This is a genomic window from Proteiniclasticum aestuarii (genome assembly GCF_017368455.1).
In the GTDB taxonomy this organism is placed as follows: Bacteria; Bacillota; Clostridia; order Clostridiales; family Clostridiaceae; genus Proteiniclasticum; species Proteiniclasticum aestuarii.
The window spans coordinates 121,870-136,153 of record NZ_JAFNJU010000005.1 but is presented as its reverse complement, the minus strand read 5'-3'; the positions used below and the strand labels follow the sequence as shown (position 1 = coordinate 136,153).

The following is a 14,284-nucleotide window of genomic DNA, read 5'->3' as shown; positions in this document are numbered from 1 at the left end:
ATATCATGCTTCTCCGGACGGCTCTGCAGTCTATTCCATATCCTTCGGTTTCCCGTTTCGGTTTCTGTTTTCTTTGGGCAGCTGCACTTCGATGATGGTGCCGCCTTCTTTTCTTCTTTGGGCTGAAATGGTTCCGCCATGGCAGTCCGTGATCCATTTGGCGATGGAAAGACCCAGGCCCGTGCCGCCGTTGTTTCTGTTTCTTGCCTTGTCTTCTCTGAAGAACCTCGTGAACACCTTATTAAGGTTTTCCTCCTTGATGCCGACACCGTTGTCTGACACCCGGATGATGCCCTTGTCCTTGTTGGACGTGATGGAGAGCTCTATGTCTCCTTCATCCTTGGTGTACTTCAAGGCATTGTCCATGAGAATGATCAGCAGCTGATGCAGATTCTCATAGTTCCCTTCAATGACCACCTCTTCGGAAGGTGGAACATAACGGAACCTTTTGTTCTGAATCATGGCGAACTCCCCATAGATGATGGCGATGTCATCGCCCAGTTTTCTCAGGTCAAACTGCTCCACCTTATCAAGGGTCGCCCCCGCATCGGCTCTGGTGAGAATCATGAGATTGGAAACCATTCTCGAGATTCTCCTGCTTTCCCGCAGGGCCGGTTCGATGTACTCGTATTTGTCGATGATCTTTTCTTCCGGATTCCGAAGCAGACCTTCCAGTCGGCTCTGTATCACCGCAATGGGCGTTCGCAGCTCATGAGAAGCATCCTGCAGAAAGGCTCTTTCCTTTTCGATGGATTCCTTCATGGGTCGTATGGTTGCATTGGCCAGCACATAACTGATGCCTATGGAGGTTAGGATGATGAGAATGCTGCCGTTTATGAGAATCTTCTTGAGACTGTTCAGCACTCTGATATCGGAATCAATATTGTAGAGCACCTGCACCTCTCTCAGCTCATCTTCCAGAAAAAGATTGAAGCGGATGGTTCTGTAGTGACCTCCTTTGTAGGAAATGGTTCGGATCTCCTCCATGGGAATATCCTGAATCTCACCGAGTCCGTCCCGATAGAATTCCGTTAATGGAAAGTCCGGGTCCAGTCTGCCGTCACTGCCGCGTACGATGGTGATGGTCTTGGGATTCAGTGGAAGGGCCACCTTGAGTTCACTGTCATAGACTCTCTGAACCGCGGATTTGAAGAGCATCAGGTCCTGATCCACCTTGCTGATCTGATTGGTGGAAACAAACATGAAGATGCTCACCGCAAAGAGCAGAATGATGATGAAAAAGGCGGAAACATACCCGATGATGATCCTAAGCTTTTTCTTCTTCATCCGATTCTTCCTCCACAGAGAACATATATCCTAATCCCCTGACGGTTTTGATAGGAAGTGTATATCCGTAATTTTTCAGCGCTTTTCTGAGATTGGACACATAGACTTCCACGACACTGACCATGGTGTCGGAATCAAATCCCCAGATTCTGTCGAAAATCTGCTCCTTGGTCAGGATGGTGTCCTTGTTGGAGATGAGATACTCCAGAAGATCATACTGTTTACCCTGGAGGAAGATCTCCTTGTCCTTCAGAAAGACTCTCTTGGATTTTCGCTCCAGCGTCAGATCCTTGTATTTAATGGTTGCGATGTCCATGAGTCTGCCGCTTCTTCGAAGAACCGCTTCCACTCGAGCCAGGAGTTCTTCTCTGAAGAAAGGCTTCACGATGTAGTCATCGGCACCCAGTTTCAGCCCCTTGATCTTGTCATCCAGACCATCCTTTGCCGTAATCATGATGACAGGCGTCGTGATGCCCTGTTTCCGGAGATTCTCCAGCACCTCATAGCCGTTCATCTCCGGCATCATGATATCCAGAAGAATACAGTCATATATATCTTTTTCTGCCTCATAAAGGCCTTCTTCTCCATCGCGGGCAAGATCCACAGAAAAACTGTCAGAAAGGTAATCCGCAATGGATTCCGCCAGGAGCTTGTCGTCCTCTATTATCAACATTTTCATTGTTTTCACCTCTACCTATTTAACAAAGAAACACGCACAATATTCATGAAACCTTGTGCTATAATGGATTATAAGCTTTTATAATTAAACTTGTCTTAAAGGAGGCGTATCCCTTGGATTTCATCGTCATCGCCCTGGCGTTCTTCGCCATCGTCATCGTCCTGAAAATCATGAAATCAGCATTCAAATTCGTACTGACTGTGGGTATTCTGCTTTTCATCGCCTACTATCTGGATCTGCAGGGAATCATCGATATCAGTCCCTTCCTGGATATGCTGGGAATCTGACTCAAGTAGAAGCAGTACCGCTGAAAGAAATATCATCAGAAAGTCGAAAGAGGAAGAGAAACAGGATCCGCAAGGGCCTTTCTCTTCCTCTTCTTATTTCAGTTTCCGGATGATTTCAATGATTTTCTGAGAGGCGTTTTTCAGGTCTGTGAGGTCTTCCTCTGAAAGGCTTTCCAGTTTATCTGCAGTATGGCCCTTCACCTTCTGTTCCACCTCTTCCAGGTATGCTCTGCCCGCATCGGTCAGGGAAATCACAAGCTTTCTGCGGTCCTTGGGACCGGGTTTCCGCTCCACATAGCCATCCAGAATGAGCCTGTCGATGACCGGAGTGAGATTGGGCTTGGAGATCACCATGATTTTAGCCATTTCAGACATGGTCATTTCCCTGAATTTCTTCAGTATGAACAGCACCCGGACATAGCTTTGCGGCACTTCGCAGGTTTTGGATATGGTATGGAAATTCACGAACTTGCTATGCATGAGAATGGTCATTCCCAGGATGTTTTCCCCCGCATCTTGCATTTTCTCTCTTTTTCCCAAAATAATCTCCTCACTTTTCTTCTCGTCGTTTCTCCCTTTAGATTATAAGGACAATCACGACAATTTGCAATAACTATTTATGATTTCATAATTATTATTGACTTATAACTTTCCCTAAAATATAATGAATGAGATATAATGACCTCTGGTCAGATACCATAGACCATCACAAAGGAGAGACCTCACTATGATAAAACTGATGTCATTTTTAAAGAAATACAGTCTGCACATACTGGTAGTCATCGCGCTGCTGTTTGCTCAGGCTGCCCTTGAATTATCTCTTCCTGATTATATGTCAAAGATCGTCAATGTGGGCATTCAGCAGGGCGGCATCGAGTCCCCTTACCCTGAAGTGATCCGCGAAAGTGAAGTGACACTTCTGGACCATCTTATGACCCAGGAAGAAACCGAAAAGTTCAAAGAGTCCTACACCCTTTTCGAAGGGGAGGATCCGGATCTTCTGAAAGACTATCCCGTCATGGCGGAGGTGCCTGTGTACAGACTCACCGGAGAGACAGACGATGCCTCCTTAAGCTATCTCAACCCCTATCTGCTCATGATGTATGGGCTGCGAGATGTGGAGCAGGCGGAGGCGCTGATTCCCGGCGGAGATTTTTCCCAGCTCCCTCCAGGGGTTTCTCCCATCCAGGCCATCTCCATGATGCCTGAAGCAGAGAAAAGAGCTTTCATCGACACCGTCCTTGAAAAGCTCTCCATCATGCCGGAAGCGGTCATCACCCAGACCGCCGCTTTGTATACCAGAGGCGAATATGAAGCACTGGGTGCGGATCTCAATCAAATCCAGACAGACTACGTGCTCATGGCCGGTCTACAGATGATCGGCATCGCCTTCCTCGCCATGCTGGTGGCCGTCTCTGTGAGCTTCATCGCCAGCAGGGTCAGTGCATTCCTCGGAAGAGACCTGAGGTCTTCTCTCTTTCGAAAAGTCGCTTCCTTCAACACGGAAGAGTATGGCGACTTCTCCACCGCTTCCCTCATCACGAGAAGCACCAACGACATTCAGCAGGTCCAGATGTTTTCCGTTCTGCTTCTGAGAATGGTGTTCTTCGCGCCGATCCTGGGTATCGGTGGTATCATCAAGGCCCTGAACACCAACCGTTCCATGGCATGGGTCATCGCAGTGGGCGTCATGGCTATCCTTACGGTGGTGGTCATCATGTTCGCCACAGCCCTGCCCAAATTCAAGAGGCTGCAGACCCTGGTGGATAAGGTGAATATGGTGGTGAGAGACTCCCTGGTGGGTCTCATGGTCATCCGAGCCTTCAATACGGAAAGACATGAAGAGAAGAAGTTCGATGTGGCCAACAAGGACCTGACGAAGACCAATCTCTTCGTCTCCAGACTCATGGGGGTCATGCAGCCCCTGATGATGCTCATCATGAACGCCTTAAGCATCCTCATCGTCTGGGTCGGCTCCTCTCAGGTGGACCTGGGGAACATGCAGGTGGGTGATATGATGGCGTACATCCAGTACACCATGCAGATCATGATGTCCTTCCTCATGCTGTCCATGGTCTCCATCATCCTCCCTCGAGCCATGGTCTCCATGAACCGAATCGGAGAGGTGCTGGACAAGGAGGTTTCCATTCTGGATCCGCTGGAACCCAAGACGCTGCCTGCCGGCATCAAGGGAGAGATCGAGTTCAAGGATGTCTCCTTCAAGTATCCCGGTGCAGAGGACTGCGTACTGGAGAACATCTCCTTCAAAGCCCACAACGGTCAGACCACAGCCTTCATCGGCTCCACGGGTTCAGGTAAATCCACCCTGGTGAACCTGATTCCGAGATTCTACGACGTGACCCGGGGAGAGATTCTGCTAAATGGTGTCAACATCAAGGACATCCCACTGAAGGAGCTTCGAAGAAGAATCTCCTACGTCCCCCAGAAGGGCATCCTTTTCTCCGGTACTGCAGAGACCAACATCAAGTATGCCGATGAGCACATGAGTGACGAGAAAATGAGAAAAGCCGCCCGAATCGCCCAGGCGGAAGACTTCATCAATGAGAAGGAAGACAAATTCGACTTTTCCATCGCCCAGGGCGGAAGCAACGTCTCCGGCGGACAGAGGCAGAGACTCTCCATCGCCAGAGCCCTGGCAGCGGATGCGGAAGCCATCATCTTTGATGACAGCTTTTCCGCACTGGACTATAAAACCGATTCGAAGCTGAGAGCGACTCTGAAGAAAGAAGTCAACAACACCGTCATCATCGTGGCCCAGAGAATCAGCACCATCAAGACCGCAGACCGCATCATCGTCCTGGATGAAGGAAAGATCGTCGGCCAGGGCACCCATGAGGAGCTCTTGAAAGACTGCCCGGTCTATATCGAAATCGCCAAATCACAGCTTTCAAAGGAGGAGATGGCATCATGAGTAAAGAGACAAAAGCTCCTATGAGAGGTCCCCGAGGCGGTGGAGGATTCGGACATCCCGGAGCCGGCGCCATGGGAGACAAGCCCAAAAACTTCAAGGAAACCTTCCGGAAGCTCCGCAGTTTCCTGAAACCCTATCTTGTGCCGCTTCTTTTCGTGTTGATCTTCTCCATCGGAAGCACCATCTTCGCCATTCTCGGACCCAGAATCCTCGGCGATGTGACCAACGAAATCTTCGAGGGACTCCAGAGAAAAGTGGCCGGCACAGGAGAAGGCATCAACTTCGAGAGCATCCAGAGAACCCTTCTGTTCCTCCTGGGACTGTATGTCATCTCCGCCATTCTGAATTTCATCCAGAACTTCATAGTGTCAGGAGTAGCCCAGAAGGTATCCTACAACCTGAGAACCAGCATTTCCGATAAGATCAGTAAGCTCCCCCTGAAATACTTCGACAAGAACAGTCATGGTGACGTGCTTTCCAGAATGACCAATGATGTAGACACTGTTTCCCAGAGCCTCAACCAGTCTCTATCGCAGATCATCACCTCGGTGACCACCATCATCGGAATTCTCATCATGATGCTGTCCATCAGCGTGTCCATGACCCTCATCGCACTGCTCATCCTACCTGTCAGCATGGGACTCATGGTGACCATCATCAAGCGTTCCCAGAAATTCTTCAAGGAGCAGCAGACCTTCCTCGGGGAAGCCAACGGATACGTGGAGGAGGCCTATGGCGGTCATGTGATCATGAAAGCCTTCAACCGGGAGGAAAAAGCTGTGGAGGAATTCAGTGAGATCAATGAAAGGCTCCAGAAATCCGCATGGAAGTCCCAGTTCTTTTCCGGACTGACCCAGCCCATCATGATGTTTGTAGGAAACCTTGGCTATGTGCTTGTCTCCATTGTGGGCGGATACCTGGCCATCAGAGGTTCCATCAAAGTAGGACATATCCTGTCCTTCATTCAGTACATCCGAAGATTCACACAGCCCATTGCTCAGGTGGCCCAGATCTCCAACGTACTGCAGTCCACCGTGGCCGCTTCCGAAAGAATCTTCGAATTCCTGGGTGAAGAAGAGATTGAAGAGGAAGATGGCATCCGCGTGAACCCGGATGAAGTGAAGGGGGCTGTCACCTTCCAGAACGTTCAGTTTGGCTACAATAAGGATCAGATGATCATCAAAGACTTCACCCTGAATGTGAAACCCGGCAAGAGAGTGGCCATCGTCGGTCCCACCGGTGCCGGAAAGACCACCCTTGTGAAGCTCCTCATGAGGTATTATGAGCTGAACAGCGGAACCATTCACCTGGACGGCATCGACATCCATCAGATGAACCGGAGAGATCTTCGAGAGACCATCGGCATGGTGCTGCAGGACACCTGGCTCTTCCACGGATCCATCATGGATAATATCCGCTATGGTAAGCTTGACGCCTCTGACGAGGATGTGGTGAAAGCCTCCAAGGCCTCCTATGTCCATCACTTCGTGAAGACGCTGCCTGGCGGGTATGATATGGAAATCAATGAAGAAGCCTCCAATATCAGCCAGGGTCAGAAACAGCTTCTGACCATCGCCAGAGTCTTCCTGAAAGACCCTTCCATCATCATCCTGGACGAGGCCACAAGCTCCGTGGATACCAGAACGGAAGTGCTGATTCAGGAAAGCATGGAAGAGCTCATGAAGGGCAGAACAAGCTTTGTCATCGCCCACAGACTGTCCACCATCCGCACCGCGGATGTGATTCTGGTCATGAATGAGGGAGACATCGTGGAAACAGGAACCCATGAAGAGCTCATCGAAAAGAAGGGCTTCTACGAAAAACTGTACAATGCACAGTTTGAAGTCTAGTAAAGCTTCCTGAAACTGAAAACAAGAGCCTATGCAGAGTGCCGGATCAATCTTCCGGTTCTGCATAGGCTCTTTGCTGTTCTTCTATAAAGGGTACCGTGTTATTTATCAGCATTCATTCTGTCCGAGAGATACTTCGTGCATATCACAACCGTGGACAGTAAGACTGAAAACCCGATGAGCATCAGCATGACTTCAAATTCACGCAAGATATTCGTGAATGTCGTTCGGCTGATGGCCGATACGACGACATACAGCAGAAAACCTGTAGCAGCACTGCATCCAATCCACCCTATGAAATACTTCATCATTCTATTTCCTCCTCAGTTCTTACTTTTTGATTTCAAATTCACAGGAAACATGATACCTCTCTTTCCCGGGTTCTTCCATCTTTCTCAACTCATTGTACTCTGTGAGATAGAAGGTCTTGATGAGCCTGTATGTTCCACTTCTCATGTCCTTGAAGCTGTCCAGATTGAGCCTCATCCCCTTCTCGCTGCCGGAAGAAAGCCCGTAAATCTCTGCGGTGAAATCCGCCACCGGCTCCACTTTATACCACTTTCCGGCTTTTTCTGTTTCCAGACGGATTTCGGCTCCATACCACATGGTTTCCCCTGCATGGTTTGACAGCGAATAAGCCAGCCTGTTCCCGTCCTGCATCACCTCACCAAGCTCTATACCAGGCACCGTATTTAGATCCTTCTCCTCGAAGGAGGATCTCATCTGACCCGTGCATCCCATGGTAAGCACCAGAATCAGGAGGAGCAGGGCTACTGCACGCTTCTTCACAATCACACTCTCCTTCACCGATTCTTATTCTTCTCATAGTCTGCCCGCACAAGTCCATACATGGAGTAATCGCAGATGCCCTGATTGTTCCAGTCTCCCTGTCTCATGGTTCCTTCATAGAGGAGACCACATTTCTCCATGACTTTTCCTGAATTGGCGTTTCTCGGATCGAATCTGGATTCAAAACGGTTCACCAGAACTTCCTCAAAGAAGAAGCGGATCACCCTGTCCAGGGCTTCAGACGTGATGCCCTGATGCCACCATTTTCTTCCGATGCAGTAACCCACATGGACCATCTTGACGTTCTTGTCCTGCCTGACGATGCTGATGGAGCCGACGGGTTCAGGACCTTCAGATTTCAGGACAATGGCCCACTGGTAATAGGTCTTGTCGGCATAGTTCTCCACCCAGTCCTCCAGCACCGCCTCGGATACGCTGATGTTCTTATGGGTCGGCCACATGAGATATTTAGTGACCTCCGGATCGCTGGCCCAGTTTCTGTACATGGCCTCTGCATCATCTGCTCTGAACCTTCGAAGCAGAAGTCTTTCCGTTTCCAGTTCTTTCGTACCTAAATGCTTCATTTTACTCTTCTCCATTCATGAGAGATTTCGGTCCACTATAATGTGTTTTCTTTTCTCAGTTCTCTGATCGCGTTTTTTACCGCCAGCTTGATGATGAAATACAGAATCAGAAGCGGTATGGCTGCGAATACCGGTATCAGAATCAGATACATGAATATAAATCTTTCCATTCTTTTCTCCTCTCTCAAGGTCAGTTGCAGTGACTACTATGGGTTCAGTTTTCTATTCTATATTTTTCAATCAGGTTTAATATGTCCGCCGCTCTGTCGCCTGTCAGTTTTTTGTAGAGAGGGACTTCTGAATGAAATTCGTCTTAAAGTATTCAAAATAGATTCAATCTAATATATGAGATTATATGAATTATAGATTCAATCGTAACGAAAACAAGCAGAAGTAAAAACAGAGCTATAAAGAAAATCCGGATCTTCTCTGCTGGTTTTCTGTTTTGTTGTTTTTTGAATTCACCTTTCAGCAAAAAAGCAACATTCAATGATACATATATACTGAAAGTGATTTGAATTAATCTGAAAGAAATATACGCATAAGGAATATCTGCTATTTTCTCATTATTATTTAGTGCCATAAGTACGACGATGAAAAGAATAAATGTTAATTGGAATAAGGGACTTTTTTCCTTTTCATCAAATAAGCTACCCATTTTTACCTCCAAAGCATTGAGTTTATCTCATAAAAAATCTGCAATTATGTAATACAATCTGAACTCTATCTACTTATTTCGCAATGTTTATTTCAATCTCATTACCATCCAGTTCCAGATGCCCCTTCAGTTCATCCGACAGATAGATCGTGAGCCTCTCCAGAGGTTTTTCCTTGCTGAAGGTATAGATGAAGGCTTGCACATGGGTTCCGTCGGTGACATCCATCTCTTCCGGGTCCACTTCTCTGAAGCTTATGTGCTCGTCTACGCTTCCCGTCAAAGTTCCTGCGGACTCCAGCTTCTGCGGAAGATTGATGTCGAGCAGCATTTCAGAGACGATCTTCACTTCCACAGGACCTTCAGGAACCGTAACAGCTTGTGCTCCCTCTAGTACTTCTCCATTGATCATTAAAGTGTACCGATGCTTCAGCCTTGCTAGGCTCTTCAGATCCTCTTCATTCATATACTCCATAGAAGATTCCAGAAACGCCGCATACTGACGGTTTAGCTCCTCCAGCACTTCGATCTCTTCGTTCATCTCTAGAATCTTCTCTTCCAGCCCGCTGATTGTCTCATCAGAGCTGCTCTTCACTATGATCGGCTCCTGATTCCCATTATCCACTTCTTCTGACCTTTCAGATTCCATTGCGAAGCATCCTGCCATAAGCATCATGGCTGCTGCAGTCAGAAGAACCAGTTTGACTGTCTTCATTACTATCACCCCCTAATCTCATATTCAAGCTGAAATAACAACTACCTGAGTATTTTCATTACTGCCCTTCCAACCTGAATCCTCTTCTCGGCGCTTCCTCCTATTGCTTGATGGTCAGCCTTCTGATGATTTCCTCATGCTGCGGGTATTCTTTCAGAAGCTCTTCTTCTGTGAAAAGAGCGAAATCGGAAAAATCAAATCCCGGCACCACTGTGCAGCTGACCAGTGCATACCCTTCCTCCACCGTGGACCCGAAGATCTCTCCTGCGGGTACAGTATGGTGAAGATGCTGCCCTTCTGAAAGGCCCAGTACATTTTTCTCATAGGTGCCATCGGATTTTATGGAATGAATGGTCAGCGCATTGCCCCCATGATAGAACCAGAGCTCATCCGATGTCAGTCTATGAAAGTGCGATGGGCTTTCCTTTGTCAGCAGAAAATAGATGTTGGTGTATAGTGGCAGCATCTTCTTCCCATATATAGCCGCAGACCTGTCGGTCTGTCTGTAGTATCCACCCTCGGGATGAGGGATCAGTTCCAGGTCTCGTATCCACTCTTCCTTTGTTCTCATTGTTTTTCCTTCCTTTCTACTCTATGGAAAAGAAAAATCAGCCTTCCTCTTTCACCAGATTCTCCAGTTCCATAATCCTTCTCTCCAGTCTTCTGATCTCTTCCCTGTTGCTTCTGATCATCCTGACGGATCGAAGAAACTCCAGCGTCAGAATCAGTATGACCCCTGCGGCGATGCCCAGTTCCATAATCATTTCCTCCCTTTGATTCAGATTGAAACCCATTGAGCTGGTGATACTTCTCTTCAGCTAACATGCTTCTCCGAATCTGCTTATCCTATCATGGTCTATATAAGGCGCACTCTTCTTTTCCTATAGCATTTCAATCTTTTCTTATAATGGTATTATACGCATACTATACTGAAGAAAGAAAGTAGAATCCCGAACTTCTTTGGAAAAAATGACAATCTTCTCACAAATCAACGAAAGAAAACGTCATGATGAAATCACTTGGATTTCACCATGACGTCTATGGTCTATTTCTTTTACCTGCCTGTTATATTTCTACACCAAGCTTCTTTTCCACTCTTTCTTCGATTTCTTCCATTCTGTGTTCTCTGAAATGCTGTTCTTCCTTGTTCATGGTTCTGACCTGGAAGTAGAGCAGTACAGCAGTTGTAACAGTGGCTGCACTATCGGCGATGGGGGCTGCAGTGAAAATACCCACAAGGCCGAAGAATCTGGGCAGAATGAGGATCAGCGGAATCAGAAAAATCACCTGTCTCGACATGGACAGGAAGAATGCCTTCTTCGCCTGGCCGATGGCCTGGAAGAAATTGGCACTGATGATCTGCATCCCGATGACCGGCATGGCCAGCATGAATCTTCGAAGACCCAGCACACCCATTTCACGGATTTCGGGATCCTTGGAGATGAAGTTGATGAACACATGAGGAATCGCCTGAATGAGGATGAATCCGACAACACTCACGAGTGTGGCCGACAGAATCCCCACCTTCAGCGCACCTTTGACTCTGCTGAAATTCTTCGCACCGTAGTTGAAGCCAATGATAGGCTGCAGCCCCTGATTCATTCCGAAGATCGGCATGAAGAACAGGATCACCACAGAGTTGATGGCGGCATAGGCACCAATGGCCAGCGAACCTCCATACTCAGAAAGACTTCTGTTGAGAAGGATTCCGATGATGCTTCCAGCTACCTGCATGGCAAAAGGGGATGACCCGATGGAGACGATCATCATCACCGTTTCCTTTCTGAATCGGATATAGTGCTTATGAAGCGCAAGCATGCTCTTTCCGGACAGGAAGTATCTCATGGTCCAGACGAAGCTTGCGAACTGAGCAATGATTGTGGCAAGTGCTGCCCCCTCAACCCCCATGTCCAGTCCATAAATCAGAATCGGATCCAGGATGATGTTGGTTACGGCACCGATGACCATGGTCAGCATACCGATTTTCGCATTTCCTTCCGCTCTTATGATGTTGTTCAGACCGAAGGCGATGGTATTGAATACATTCCCGTAGAGAATGATTCTGAAATAGCCTGTGGCATAGGACCTTATGGTGTCGTCCGCTCCGTAGAGGTTGACGATCTGATCCAGAAACAGCAGGCCGATGACGGTGATGGCAAGGCCTGTGACCACCAGCATGAAGAAGCCTGTTCCGAAGATCTGTTCCGCTTCATCCTTTTTGTTTTGTCCCAGCTTGATGGATATGTTCGCGCCGGAACCGATGCCGAAAAGCATGGAAAATCCCATGATGATAAAGGTGATGGGCAGGATAACACCGATACCACTGATGGCAAGGCCTCCTGTCACCGGAATATTTCCGATGAATATTCTGTCTACAATATTATATAGGGACTGTATGATCATCCCGATGATGGCTGGAATGGAAAATCTCAAGAACAGCTTGAAAATCTTCTCTTCCCTCATTAATTTAGCTCGATCGCCCAATTCTAATTCCTCCTAAGTCCAAAAGGACATCTATTGTGAACCCTGTGCGGGTTCCTTCTTTTGTTCAGTTTCCGCCTCTTTGTTGTCGACACGAAAAATTGTTCTATAAACATAACTAATATCATAGTCTCATTCCACGCTTTTGGGTATAGACCAGACGCAGAATCAGGTTGTAATCTGCAAAATCTGTACTGCACTCAAAAAAGAAAGATACACAAATCACTTGTGCATCTTTCTTCGAATTGTACTGCTGTAAGATTCTACGGACGATCAGAATGGGCTATTCTACTAGCCGCCGCTGCCGCCAGTGCCGCAACGATGTCATCGAGGAAAGTGTTCACATGGATACCGTGCTTTTCCCGATCCAGTTTCTTGATGATTCCGATTTTTTCTTTGTCCAGATACCCGAAGTTGGTCAGACCGATACTGCCATAGACATTCACAATGGAAAGGGGCAGTATTTCATCAATGCCATAGAGTCCTTCATCGCTCTCCACGATTTCCTGAAGAGGCTGGGGCAGTAGCTTCTTTTCCGCGATTTCATCCAGAGCGATTCCAGTAAGGACCGCATGGATGATTTCTCTTTTTCTCAGCACCGCCATCAGGTTCTCCACACACATTTCATGTGTCAGATCCTCCTTGTATCCCTGCTGAAGAATCAGCACGATATCCGCGATATCGCTTAAGGTGACTCCTCTTCGCTCCAGAGTCTCAATGGTCATCTTCTGAAGCTCTTCCATATTGTAATCGTAAGCCATATCCTACTCCTTCTACTTTACAGAATCTCTTTCCACCAGATAGTACTGAAGTACATACTGATCATCATCAAGAGGTTTGTTGTTCACGATCTTGATGAGCATTCTCATGCCTACGGAACCCATGTCATACATAGGCTGCGCCACGGTGGAAATCTTTGGATAGAATACAGCCGCCATGGAGTTGTCGTTGAATCCCATGACATCCACATCCTTAGGACAGTCCAGTCCCTTGTCTCTCAGTGCATTGATGGCGCCCATGGCCACTTCATCAGACGCGCAGAATACTGCATCGATTTCACTGTTTTCCAGAATCACATTGATGCCGTTGTATCCGTCAGCAGCTTTGAGGCCTCCGAAATACACAAGACTTGGATCCACTTCGATGCCGCTGTCCTTCAGCGCCTTCTCATAGCCGTTGTAACGTCTGGATACGGCGTTGGTTCTGTCTTTCTTCAGTCCGATGTAGGCTACCTTTTTATTTCCTTTTTCAAGAAGATATTTGGTCGCATCATAAGCGGCCTTCTTATTGTCGATGGTGACGCTTGGAAGCTTCCCGCCGGAAATCTTTGTTTCCACAAGAACGGTCTTCAGTTCCAGTTCATCGATGAGATCCAGAATCTCGCCTTCCAGGGATGAACTCATATAAAGCATGCCATCCACCATCTTTTCCTTCAGGACGCGGATATACTCTTTCTCTTTGTCCAGGTCGGAATCCGAGTTACACAGAATGATGTTGTAGTCGTAGATGTTTGCTACGTCCTCTGCACCTCTCACGACTTCAGGATAGAACTGATTGGAGATATCCGGAACCAGAATGCCGATGGTCTTGGTCTTCTGGGTCTTGAGGCTTCTTGCCACGATATTCGGTCTATAGCTCAGTTTCTTGATTGCATCCTGAACTCTTTTTTTTGTGTCTTCATTAACTACGTCCACATTGTTAAGTACACGAGATACGGTTGCGATGGATACGCCCGCTTCTCTTGCAACGTCTTTGATTGAAGCTGCCATGTTACCACTCCTCATATTTATAAATTAATATTCATTCTCTGTTGAAATCCGATATTTTATATTAGTATATCACTTCACACACGAATATTCTGTGTAATTTCGGTTAAAATATTAAACAGTAAACCTTATCATATACATTGTAATATATATTTACTGAAAATACTCTACCTTTTTACAGAAAAATGTAAAAGAAACCCATTATTTACATCTGTTCTATTTACTATCTTACCATCTTCCAGAGAAAAATGAAAATGTT

The 14,284-nt window shown here is 47.1% G+C and carries 17 protein-coding genes; 3 read left to right on the top strand and 14 right to left on the bottom strand.

Going from position 1 to position 14,284, the window contains the following annotated elements:
- Positions 1 to 30: 30 nt before the first annotated feature.
- Both J3A84_RS07975 and J3A84_RS07970 read right to left on the bottom strand, forming a co-directional pair.
- Positions 31 to 1,287 carry a sensor histidine kinase gene (locus J3A84_RS07975; protein WP_207599483.1) on the bottom strand — a complete coding sequence of 419 codons (1,257 nt, stop codon included), beginning with the start codon at positions 1,285 to 1,287 and terminating at the stop codon, positions 31 to 33.
- Complete coding sequence (locus J3A84_RS07970; protein ID WP_207599482.1) at positions 1,268 to 1,966, bottom strand: response regulator transcription factor; 699 nt, start codon at positions 1,964 to 1,966, stop codon at positions 1,268 to 1,270. Before J3A84_RS07970 ends, J3A84_RS07975 begins: the two co-directional genes overlap by 20 nt.
- Before the next feature lie 113 nt (positions 1,967 to 2,079).
- Between J3A84_RS07970 and J3A84_RS07965 the strand changes: the two genes are divergently transcribed.
- Positions 2,080 to 2,253: a hypothetical protein gene (locus tag J3A84_RS07965; RefSeq protein WP_207599481.1), complete on the top strand. Its 174-nt coding sequence runs from the start codon at positions 2,080 to 2,082 to the stop codon at positions 2,251 to 2,253.
- A 93-nt stretch (positions 2,254 to 2,346) separates the two neighbouring features.
- Here the strand turns inward: J3A84_RS07965 and J3A84_RS07960 are convergent, their stop codons facing one another.
- On the bottom strand, positions 2,347 to 2,793 hold the full coding sequence (locus J3A84_RS07960; protein WP_207599480.1) for a MarR family winged helix-turn-helix transcriptional regulator: 447 nt from the start codon (positions 2,791 to 2,793) through the stop codon (positions 2,347 to 2,349).
- 187 nt (positions 2,794 to 2,980) lie between these two features.
- Between J3A84_RS07960 and J3A84_RS07955 the strand changes: the two genes are divergently transcribed.
- Positions 2,981 to 5,185 carry an ABC transporter ATP-binding protein gene (locus tag J3A84_RS07955; RefSeq protein WP_207599479.1) on the top strand — a complete coding sequence of 735 codons (2,205 nt, stop codon included), beginning with the start codon at positions 2,981 to 2,983 and terminating at the stop codon, positions 5,183 to 5,185.
- Complete coding sequence (locus J3A84_RS07950) at positions 5,182 to 7,035, top strand: ABC transporter ATP-binding protein (protein ID WP_425350736.1); 1,854 nt, start codon at positions 5,182 to 5,184, stop codon at positions 7,033 to 7,035. Before J3A84_RS07955 ends, J3A84_RS07950 begins: the two co-directional genes overlap by 4 nt.
- Before the next feature lie 101 nt (positions 7,036 to 7,136).
- On the opposite strand, the gene J3A84_RS07945 is transcribed toward J3A84_RS07950, so the two are convergent.
- From J3A84_RS07945 to J3A84_RS07900, 11 genes are all read right to left on the bottom strand, one after another.
- Positions 7,137 to 7,346, bottom strand: coding sequence for a hypothetical protein (locus J3A84_RS07945; RefSeq protein WP_207599478.1), 210 nt, complete (start codon positions 7,344 to 7,346; stop codon positions 7,137 to 7,139).
- 19 nt (positions 7,347 to 7,365) lie between these two features.
- The gene (locus J3A84_RS07940; RefSeq protein ID WP_207599477.1) at positions 7,366 to 7,824 is read right to left on the bottom strand and encodes an immunoglobulin-like domain-containing protein; all 459 of its coding nucleotides are present in this window, start codon (positions 7,822 to 7,824) and stop codon (positions 7,366 to 7,368) included.
- 14 nt (positions 7,825 to 7,838) lie between these two features.
- Positions 7,839 to 8,408, bottom strand: coding sequence for a GNAT family N-acetyltransferase (locus J3A84_RS07935; protein WP_207599476.1), 570 nt, complete (start codon positions 8,406 to 8,408; stop codon positions 7,839 to 7,841).
- Positions 8,409 to 8,443: 35 nt separating this feature from the next.
- The gene (locus tag J3A84_RS15305; RefSeq protein WP_242694081.1) at positions 8,444 to 8,578 is read right to left on the bottom strand and encodes a DUF6019 family protein; all 135 of its coding nucleotides are present in this window, start codon (positions 8,576 to 8,578) and stop codon (positions 8,444 to 8,446) included.
- A 152-nt stretch (positions 8,579 to 8,730) separates the two neighbouring features.
- On the bottom strand, positions 8,731 to 9,066 hold the full coding sequence (locus tag J3A84_RS07930) for a hypothetical protein (RefSeq protein WP_207599475.1): 336 nt from the start codon (positions 9,064 to 9,066) through the stop codon (positions 8,731 to 8,733).
- Between the two features lie 73 nt (positions 9,067 to 9,139).
- Positions 9,140 to 9,778: a hypothetical protein gene (locus tag J3A84_RS07925; protein ID WP_207599474.1), complete on the bottom strand. Its 639-nt coding sequence runs from the start codon at positions 9,776 to 9,778 to the stop codon at positions 9,140 to 9,142.
- A gap of 100 nt (positions 9,779 to 9,878) precedes the next feature.
- Positions 9,879 to 10,349 carry a cupin domain-containing protein gene (locus J3A84_RS07920; RefSeq protein ID WP_207599473.1) on the bottom strand — a complete coding sequence of 157 codons (471 nt, stop codon included), beginning with the start codon at positions 10,347 to 10,349 and terminating at the stop codon, positions 9,879 to 9,881.
- A 37-nt stretch (positions 10,350 to 10,386) separates the two neighbouring features.
- Entirely contained in the window at positions 10,387 to 10,536 is a 150-nt protein-coding gene (locus J3A84_RS07915; RefSeq protein WP_207599472.1) for a hypothetical protein, read from the bottom strand.
- A gap of 307 nt (positions 10,537 to 10,843) precedes the next feature.
- Positions 10,844 to 12,262: an MATE family efflux transporter gene (locus tag J3A84_RS07910; protein ID WP_242694080.1), complete on the bottom strand. Its 1,419-nt coding sequence runs from the start codon at positions 12,260 to 12,262 to the stop codon at positions 10,844 to 10,846.
- A 260-nt stretch (positions 12,263 to 12,522) separates the two neighbouring features.
- Positions 12,523 to 13,020 carry a phosphatidylglycerophosphatase A family protein gene (locus tag J3A84_RS07905; RefSeq protein ID WP_242694079.1) on the bottom strand — a complete coding sequence of 166 codons (498 nt, stop codon included), beginning with the start codon at positions 13,018 to 13,020 and terminating at the stop codon, positions 12,523 to 12,525.
- Between the two features lie 12 nt (positions 13,021 to 13,032).
- Positions 13,033 to 14,028, bottom strand: coding sequence for a LacI family DNA-binding transcriptional regulator (locus J3A84_RS07900; RefSeq protein ID WP_207599471.1), 996 nt, complete (start codon positions 14,026 to 14,028; stop codon positions 13,033 to 13,035).
- Positions 14,029 to 14,284: the final 256 nt, after the last annotated feature.